The sequence below is a fragment of the Shimwellia pseudoproteus genome, from assembly GCF_016415625.1.
Lineage (GTDB): Bacteria > Pseudomonadota > Gammaproteobacteria > Enterobacterales > Enterobacteriaceae > Shimwellia > Shimwellia pseudoproteus.
Genome location: NZ_WBXP01000019.1, coordinates 65585 through 75096, shown reverse-complemented (window position 1 = coordinate 75096; position 9512 = coordinate 65585). Strand labels below are relative to the sequence as shown.

The 9512-nt window shown below is 57.5% G+C and carries 8 protein-coding genes; 7 read left to right on the top strand and 1 reads right to left on the bottom strand.

The features are described from left to right. The first annotated feature begins 372 nt into the window (after positions 1-372). From F9C28_RS10625 to F9C28_RS10595, 7 genes are all read left to right on the top strand, one after another. Positions 373-981, top strand: a complete 609-nt coding sequence (locus F9C28_RS10625) for a fimbrial protein (protein WP_199015262.1) — start codon at positions 373-375, stop codon at positions 979-981. A 204-nt stretch (positions 982-1185) separates the two neighbouring features. Beyond that, positions 1186-1812 (top strand): fimbrial protein, encoded by a 627-nt coding sequence (locus tag F9C28_RS10620; protein WP_199015260.1) that lies wholly within the window; start codon positions 1186-1188, stop codon positions 1810-1812. A 210-nt stretch (positions 1813-2022) separates the two neighbouring features. Beyond that, positions 2023-2655, top strand: coding sequence for a fimbrial protein (locus F9C28_RS10615; protein ID WP_199015258.1), 633 nt, complete (start codon positions 2023-2025; stop codon positions 2653-2655). A 56-nt stretch (positions 2656-2711) separates the two neighbouring features. Next, complete coding sequence (locus tag F9C28_RS10610; RefSeq protein ID WP_233149020.1) at positions 2712-3467, top strand: fimbria/pilus periplasmic chaperone; 756 nt, start codon at positions 2712-2714, stop codon at positions 3465-3467. Next, entirely contained in the window at positions 3448-6051 is a 2604-nt protein-coding gene (locus tag F9C28_RS10605) for a fimbrial outer membrane usher protein (protein WP_332909410.1), read from the top strand. The genes F9C28_RS10610 and F9C28_RS10605 overlap by 20 nt, the downstream gene beginning before the upstream one ends. Next, complete coding sequence (gene stbD / locus F9C28_RS10600) at positions 6048-7406, top strand: fimbrial usher protein StbD (protein ID WP_199015256.1); 1359 nt, start codon at positions 6048-6050, stop codon at positions 7404-7406. The genes F9C28_RS10605 and stbD overlap by 4 nt, the downstream gene beginning before the upstream one ends. Further along, positions 7372-8121, top strand: coding sequence for a fimbria/pilus periplasmic chaperone (locus F9C28_RS10595; protein ID WP_199015254.1), 750 nt, complete (start codon positions 7372-7374; stop codon positions 8119-8121). The genes stbD and F9C28_RS10595 overlap by 35 nt, the downstream gene beginning before the upstream one ends. Positions 8122-8192: 71 nt before the next feature. Here F9C28_RS10595 and gntT read toward each other — a convergent pair whose 3' ends face one another. Continuing rightward, positions 8193-9509, bottom strand: a complete 1317-nt coding sequence (gene gntT, locus F9C28_RS10590) for a gluconate transporter (protein ID WP_199015252.1) — start codon at positions 9507-9509, stop codon at positions 8193-8195. Positions 9510-9512 lie beyond the last annotated feature (3 nt).

Sequence of the window (9512 nt, the reverse complement as noted above, 5' to 3'; positions counted from 1 at the left end):
TGATTCGATGTGTTTGCGGGAAAAAAATCGGCCCAGATCCGCGAAATTTTAATCAGCGAGTCAGCTTGGGAAGAAATGACCTGCTTATTCGCACCTTCCCTAAGCCGTCGCCAAATATAACGCGCCAGGGGCATTCCCCGTGCGCATCGGCAGCAACGATAAAGAACACCATGAAATAAGGAGGCCACTGTTATTTTTTCGGGAAATATTTAGCCCGGTGATTAATTAGTTAACGCCTTATGGCGGGCATGACTCAATGGTTACTGAAGGGATTTCTTACGTATTCAGGCGGGTGGTCTATCAGGGAATAAACCGCCCCGTGAAACCTGCACCGGCAGGGAACGTAATATTAACCATAAAAAGGAGTTTTCGATGACATTTACTCAGGCATTGATGCCGGCCGCTATCGCCTGCGCGCTGTTTGCCGGTAGCGCAATGGCGGTCGAACTTGAGCCGGTCGCCGCGTATTCCGACAATACCGTGACCTTCCTCGGCCAGGTGACCGACCAGACCTGCCAAATAACCATTAACGGCCAGGCCGTTAAGCCAGTAGTACTGCTGCCGACCGTTCCGGTGGAAAGTTTTGATGCTGACCGGGCGAGAGCGGGTGATACCGAGTTTGTGGTGGCGGTTAGCGGCTGCCCGATTAATGATCCCCCGCCCACGCGTGCGCTGGTTAACGGGAAGCGTATCTCTACCACATTTGTGGCCCATGAAACTATCGACGGCAACCTGTTGAACGTGATCCCGGAAGCATCGGGCGGGGCGAAGAATGTGCATATCAATATTATCGACACCCGTAATTACGATATCGACTTCGCCACCCCCTTCCACGGTGAAGGCGATTTGAGACTGAAAGGGGGCGATAGCACCACTGCCACCGCGACATATACCGCCCAGTATATTGCCCACGGTGAACCTTCTGAACTGGGTGCCGGTTACGTCCGCGCCTCCATGCAGTACGCCTTGTCTTATGACTAATAACATAAGCCGGTGTGTTCTTTTTATTACGCGCGGCTAACGCTTATTACTGCGCGCGTTAACGCCATTCAGGCGGGCATTACACAATGGTTACTGAAGGGATTTCTTACGTATTCAGGGTGATGGTCCATCGGGGAGTCGACCGTCATCAGGGAAGCCTGCACCCGCAGGGAACGTAATATTAACCATGAAAAGGAGTTTGCTATGACATGTACGAAGGCACTGATGCCAGCCGCTATCGCCTGTGCGCTGTTTGCCGGTAACGCGATGGCTGCAGAGGCAGAGCTGGCACCAAACGCGTATTCCGACAATACCGTGACCTTTCTCGGCCAGGTGACAGACCAGACCTGCGAAATGACCATTAACGGTCAGGCTATTCGGCCGGTAGTGCTGTTGCCGACAGTACCGCGGGACGTTTTTCAATCTGAATCCACCGCCGGTGAAACGGAGTTTGTGGTGGCCGTTAGCGGTTGTCGGATGGGTTACCCGGCCGATGATGCCCGTGCGGTAATCAAATATCTGGGAGAAGGGGATGCCATCTCCACCACGTTTGTGGCCCACGAAATTGAAGGTCCTGACCTGAAAAACGTGATCCTGCCGGATAACGGCGGCGCCCAAAATATCCATATCAACATTGTCGATTCACGCGGTGATGATATTGATTTCCGGCAACCGTTCCACGGTAACGGTGACCTGGAACTCAAAGATACTGACGGTATCGGCAGCGCCAGTGCTATCTACACCGCCCGGTATATCGCCCATGACGAATACGCCAATTTGAGCGCGGGCTATGTGCGCGCCTCAATGCAGTACGCACTGTCTTACGACTAACCAACCACAGGAGGACCACACCACTTGCCGCGGCGGGACACTGCCGGGTAGACGAAATAAAAGCAATCAGGTGGCCAGGCATTACTCACTGACTACCAGGGAACCTTTCAACATTTCCGGTGGGTTTGCATAGGGGGATTTATGCAGATTTGCCAGTTAACTGCCTGCAATTGCAGGGATTGTTGTATTAACCATGAAATGGAGTTTGCTATGAAACTAACGAAAGCCCTGATGCCTGCCGCCATCGCCTGTGCCCTGTTTTCCGGGAATACACTGGCAGTAGACCTGGTTCCGCCAGCCTACTCTGACAACACCGTGACCTTCCTCGGCCAGGTGACCGATCAGACCTGTGTGATGACCATTAACGGCCAGGAAATTAAACCAGTCGTACTGTTACCGACCGTACCGCGCTCAGACTTCTCCAGTAAAGGGGATACCACCGGTGAAACCGAGTTTGTCGTCGCCGTTAGCGGCTGCACCATTTCTGAACCGTCAGGAACGCGTGCAGATGGCGATGGCGTTAACGACATTCTCTATTCCGGTGATGCCATCTCCACGGTATTTGTGGCTCACGAAATTGCCGATACCAATCTGTTGAACGTGATAACCCCAGATGCCGGTGGCGCGAAGAATGTTCATATCGATATCTTAACGCCGGAAGCAAAAGGCAAATCGACAATTGACTTCAGCAAGCGCTACCACGGCGACGGTGATCTGGTACTGGACGCTCAGGGCAACGCCAGCGCGGTTTACACCGCACAGTATATTGCCCATGAAGCCTTTGACGAGCTGAGTTCCGGTTACGTCCGGGCCTCTATGCAGTACGCACTGTCTTACGATTAATCTGTAACCCATGGCGGGGGCAACCCCGCCATTTTCGCGATCCCAGGAGCTATGACATGGAACGTTATTACCCGGGGGCTAAGGCCCTGCTGGTTATTTTCACGCTGATGGTATTAACCCTGTTAAGCCATCACGCTCGCGCCAGTGTCACCATGGTAGGCACGCGCATTATTTATAATGGCGGTTCAAACTCTACGGATATCCACCTGACCAATAAAACCGCCCTGCCCTATGTGGTCACCACCTGGTTTGATGCCGGCAATATGGACGATGGCCCGGCGAAGTCGGCCAATATCCCGTTTGTGGTTACCCCGCCGGTTTCCCGGGTCCAGGCCAATAGCGGCCAGATCCTGCGCCTGGTCTATACCGGTGCCAAACCGCTGCCCCAGGATCGCGAGTCCGTTTTCTACTTCAACTTTTTACAGCTGCCTCCGGCCAACGTGGGGGCGGACCAAAACGGTGAGGTCCCGGCCAATAGCCTGACCATCGCCCTGCGTAACCGGGTCAAACTGTTCTATCGCCCGAAGGGCATGGAAGGTAACCCGAAGGAGATGCTTAAACATCTCAAAGTCAGCCGCGCAGGCAACGGCACCACCATCAAAGTGGAAAACGACCAGCCGTACCACGTTACCGTTACCGGATTACTGTTAACCAACACCCGCCACGGGCTACCGCAAAGTGGCGAAATGATCGCCCCGTTCTCCAGCAAAAACTACACCTTCCCGAAAGCCAAAAGCAGCGACATGAAGAGCGTACGGATTACGCTTATCAACGATCTGGGAGCAAGGATCAGTGCAGAATACCCACTCTGATATCAGGGCGCAGGAGGCCCGGTCCCTCTGGGGCCGGGCCCGTGCCCGGGCGCTACTACTGGCGCTTCTGAGCACCGGCACTGCGGCACAAGCCGCAGATTTCTATTTCGATCCCCAGTTGATCCAGGGTTCCCCCTACGGTCAGGGGATCGATTTCACCCGTTTTAACCAGCAGGAAGACCGGCTCCCCGCCGGGGACTATATGCTGGATATCTACGTGAACGGCAAATTCGTGCGCGGCAAAGCGCCGGTGACGGTAAAAGTCCCCACCGGCCGTATGGCGGAGCCCTGCCTGAGCGACGCACTCGTCCAGGAGAGCGGCATCCGCGTGAAAGCCCAGCCCAAAGGCGCCGGCAACTGCCGTTTTATCGGCGATCTCAGTAAAAAGCTGAACTGGAAGGTGAACAGCGCCCAACTGCGGCTGGATATCACCCTGCCCCAGAGCGAATTAAACCGTCGCCCCCGGGGATATATCCCGCCATCCCAGTGGGATAAAGGCACCACGGCGGCCTATGTGCGCCATAACACTAACTATTATTACAACAACAACACCAAATCCAATTACCGCTACCACTATGCGTGGAGCAATATCGACGCCGGGGCCAATATTGGCGCCTGGCAAGTACGCCATCAGGGCAACGCCCGTTTCTCTTCCAGCAATACCTCTGGCTCGGATTACAAATACAACACCGCCCGCACCTGGGTACAGCGCCCGGTGGCAGAGATCGGGGGCATTGTGGCGCTGGGGGAAAACTACACCAACAGTAGCCAGTTCGGCACCCTGGCGTTTAACGGGCTGAAAGTGTCCACCGATCAACGCATGCGGCCACAAAGCCGCCGCGGCTATGCCCCGGAGGTGCGCGGTATCGCCACCACCACCGCCCGGGTGATTATTTCCCAGCAAGGGAAAGCCTTTTACGAAACCACCGTACCGCCAGGCCCCTTTGTGATAGACGATCTGGGTAACTCCAGCTACCGGGGCGATCTGGAAGTAAAAATTATCGAGGCCGACGGCCATACCTCTAGCTTTACCGTGCCTTATACCGCGGTGCCGGACTCAGTCCGTGCCGGGAACTGGAACTACGAGTTCTCAATGGGTTATGTGCGCCGCTATACCGATGTCGACAACAAGTTTGCCGAAGGGGTGGTGCAATACGGGGTGAACAATGCCCTCACCGCCAATATCGGCAGCCGGATCGGTGAAGACTACCAGGCAGCCCTGGTGGGTGGGGTATTAACCACCCAACTGGGGGCTTTTGGGGTCAACACCACCTACTCACACGCGGAGATGGGCAACGGGAAAAGCGAGCAAGGCTGGCGGGTGGAAGCCAGCTACGCCAAAGTCTTTGCCACCCGGACTAACCTCTCCCTGGCGGCTTATCGCTACTCCACCAGCGGCTTCCGGGACCTGGAAGATGTCCTGGGTGTAAGGCGCCAGAATAAGTCCGGCGATAGCTACTATTCCGACACGCTCTACCAGCGTAATAGCTTCTCTGCCGCCATTAGCCAGCCCATGGACCAGTGGGGCAACCTGAGTTTGTCCGGCAGTACCTCAGATTATTATGAAGATAACGGGCGGATCACCCAGTTCCAGTTGAGCTACAGCAACAGCTGGAACAGTGTCAGCTATAACATCAGCGCCGGCCGCCAGCGCACGGTATATGCCGACCGCTTTAATAGCAGCGTTAACGATGCCGACTTCGATAACCACAATAAGCGCAAATATACCGAGACCACCTTCTCACTGGGGATCTCCGTGCCGCTGGACTTTGCCAAAAGCCGTACCCAGCTCTCAACCGGGTATTACCAGAGCAAAACCACCAAAAGCGCCAATGTGGGCATGAGCGGTACCGTGGGTGAGGATAACCGCCTCTCTTACGCCGCCTACGCCGGTACCGAACATGTTAAACACAGCGGCACCAGCGGTACTGGCGGGATAAGCCTTGAGCAGAAAACCGCCGTTGGCGCACTGCGCGGCTCCGCCTCTACTGGCCAGGACTACCACCAGTTAGGGGCCGGTATGGCGGGCACCGTGGTACTGCACAGCGGCGGGATTACTGCCGGGCCGTGGACCAGCGAAACCTTTACCCTGGTTGAGGCGAAAGGCGCGCAGGGCGCCACGGTAAATAACGGCATGGGGGCGGAGATTGACCGCTTCGGCTACGCCATTTTGCCGTCCGTCACCCCGTACCAGAACAACAACATCAGCCTGAATGCCAGCAACATGAACCAGCAGGCCGAATTGCAGGGCGGCAGCCAGCAGGTAGTGCCATACGCCGGGGCAATCACCAAAGTCTCTTTCAACACCATTACCGGTAATGCCGCGCTGATCGCCACCCGTCTGGATGACGGCAGTGTGCCACCGATGGGGGCGCTGGTGACCGGTGCCGACGGTAAAGAGCTGGGGATGGTTGGCCAGGCAGGCCAGCTGTACGCCCGCCTGCCAGAGCAGTCCGGGGTGCTGTTTGTCCAGTGGGGCGACAGCACATCCCAGCGCTGCCGGGTGAATTACCAGTTGAACGGTAAACCGGAGCACGGCCTGTATAACTTTGCAGAAACCTGCCGCCAGGGAGGCGCAGAATGACATATTCATGGTATCTGAGCAGTGCTCTGCTGCTGGGGGGGCTCCCCTCCCTGGCGGCGGCACACTGCGAGCGAGTCACGGACACGCACCAGCTGTCTGAAGCGGCCATTAATGCCGGGTACAGCGCCCAGGGCTGGGCGGGGGCAAACAATGCCGAGGCCCGGGGGCATTTGGGCCTGCCCGGGACGGTCACCCTCAGCGGTGGCAGCAGTTTCCAGAAAGAAGGCAGCCTGCTGGCCAGCAGTTCCGCCAGTTTTATCAACAGCGGCCGCGCCGGGGGCTATAGTCCTAACCAGGTGCTGTTTAAATGTGATGTCAGCCAGCTGGGCGCAATCTATGAATTCTTCGCCACCAACGGGGCGGACAACTACAGCGGTAAACAGCCGGTGGGTGACCTCAGCGGGGCCTATTACACCCGGGTAAAGAATATTGCCCTGCGGCTGACCAACCAGAAATCCGGCCAGCTTTATCAGCGCCACTGGCAAAAACGCGCCATCAGCCCGGAAGAGGTGTTTAACGACGGGCAACATATTTACGTACCGGCCAGTGCCTTTAGCGACGTGTTTATTGAATTATTGCGGGTTGATAACGCCGGCTATGGGGTGGAAGGCACCGCCAGGGACAGCTACAACTACGAGATGCCCTCCGGCTATGTGGCGTTCCAGGGGGGCGGCATTGGCCAGGGGTTATCTGAAGGAGCAGACAGCGCGGTCAGCAACGACGGTAAGTCCGTAAACTGGCCAGCGGGCTGGAGCCTGGCCCATCAAACCCAGTTTCTGCGCTACAGCGCCTGTGATGTGGTCGACTACCCTGCCACGGTAATGTTGCCGACCATGACCGTAGCCGCCCTGGAAGAAGGCACCACCGCCGATGCCCCTTTTGCGGTGCGCATTGAGTGCAGCAATTCCATCTCCGTGAGCCGCAACGCCTGGGAAAACCCCGGTGGTGGTGACGACGGGGGCAATGTCGGCGGCAGCAGCAGCATGATGCTGGGGCTGGTGGTCAGTGATGCGAATGCCGCCAGCAAGGCGGCCTCACTGGGGTTAACCAACGGCAGCGCTTACACCTGGCTGCTGAGCAATGATTACGGGAACAGCGGCGTTGCGTCAGGTGTCGGGATACGTATCTATAACGATCAACTGGGCGGCAATGCCATGGATCTCGCCCCCTCAACCACTATATCCGGCTCAGCAAACGGCTGGTACGCCCTGGACGACGTCGCCACGCTAACCACCAGCGATGGCAAAGATATCTTTAACGCCAGTTTTACCGCCTCACTGGAGAAGATCCAGGGGCAGTCGATTACGCCAGGGAGCGTTTATGCACAGGCACAAATTATCGTCGGGTTACCCTAAGCGCGCCGCCAGGCTGGCGACAGCGCTGGCCGGTGTTCTGCTACTCCCCGCATCCTGGGGGGCGGTCAGCCCGGAGACCACCCGGGCAATATTTAACGCCGGGGAACAGCGGATTGCCCTGTCCCTGGCCAACAGTGCAGAGCGCCCGGCACTGGTGCAGCTGTGGCTGGATAATGGTGACCCGCTCTCCACCCCGCAGAGCAGTGCCGTGCCGGTGGCGGTACTGCCCCCGGTGTTCCGTATGCTGCCCGGTGAAATCCGCTCAGTACAGATGGTGCGCGGCGCCAGCCAGGCGCTACCCCGGGACAGGGAGTCCCTGTTCTGGCTGAATATTTACCAGGTGCCGCCGATGAATAGCCGTGAACAGGCCGCACAGCATAAACTGGTGGTGCCGCTGCGGGTGCGGATGAAGCTGTTTGTCCGCCCGGAGGGTATTGCGCCGCCAGAGGACGCCGGCTGGCAGTCCCTGCGGTTCAGTAGCCAGAAGGCGGCAAGTGGTGAATCCCGGCTGGCGGTGACCAACCCCACCCCCTGGTATATCACCCTGGACCGGATCAGTTGCGGTTCGCTGCCCGGCGGCGACATGATGGTCGCCCCGAAATCCACCTTAACAACCGCTATCCCGGTGTCAGGCTGCCGCGATATCCGCTACCGGGTGATTGATGATCAGGGCAATAAGCGGTCATTTTCCGCCGTGATGGCGGTAGCCGGATGACCGCGGCACCAATAGCAAAACGCCCCGCCGTTACCGGCAGGGCGTATTCTGGTAAAGGGCTGAGTGGCGGGTTATATCACCATCGCCATCAGCAGGCAGCCCACCAGGCCGCACACCGAGATTATCGTCTCCAGCATCGACCAGGACTTAATCGTCTCGCCAATGGTCAGGTTAAAATATTCTTTAAACAGCCAGAAGCCAGGATCGTTTACGTGAGAGAAAATCACGCTACCGGAGCCCACGGCAATCACCATCAGTTCCGGGCTAACGCCGGTGGTGGCAATCAGCGGTGCCGCAATACCACCCGCGGTGATAGCCGCCACTGTGGCCGAGCCGAGCGCAATACGCAGTACCGCAGCAATGGACCAGGCCATCAGCAGCGGAGAGACGCTGGAGCCCTGCATCAGGCTGGCGATGTATTTATCCACCCCGCTGTCCACCAGCACCTGTTTAAAGGCACCGCCACCGCCGATAATCAGCAGCATCATGGCGATAATTTTGATCGAGCTGCTAATGGTCTCGCCAATCTCATCCATGGTGCGGCCGCGGTTCAGGCCAAAGGTGAAGGTTGCGATCAGCACCGCAATCAGAGTCGCCATCACTGGGTCACCAAAGAACTCGGCATAAGGCAGGATCCAGTGGCCCGCAGGCAGGGTCATATCCGCAATGGCGCGCAGGGCCATCAGGATAACCGGCACCAGCGAGGTCCAGACGCTGACCCCAAAGCTCGGCATCTCTTCGTCGCTAAAGGTCTTGGCGTTGTACAGGCCTTCCGGAACCGGCTTATCAATGCCTTTCAGGCAGCGGGCATACACCGGGCCTGCCAGGATAACCGTCGGGATCGCCATCACGGTACCGTAAAGCAGGGTTTTCCCCATATCCGCATGGAAGATAGTGGCGATAGCGGTCGGGCCCGGGTGCGGCGGCAGGAAGCCGTGGGTAACGGACAGCGCGGCGGCCATCGGTACACCGACATACAGCAGCGGGATACGCGCCGAGGCCGCAATGGTGAACACCAGCGGCAGCAGCAGTACAAAGCCCACTTCATAGAACAGCGCAAAGCCAACCGTGAAGCCGGTCAACACCACCGCCCACTGGATATGCTTACGGCCAAATTTGTCGATCAGGGTCGTGGCAATACGCTGTGCCCCACCGCAGTCTGCCAGCAATTTGCCGAGCATCGCCCCAAAACTCATGATCAGCGCCAGGCTACCCAGCGTGCCGCCAACCCCGGCTTTAATCGAGGCAATCACTTTGTTTACCGGCATGCCCTGTAAGACGCCAACCGCCAGCGCCACGAGGATCAGGGCGATAAACCCATTCAGTTTGAAACGGATCATCAGCAGTAATAGCAGGACGACCCCTAGTGCAACAATAATTAACGGCATGAT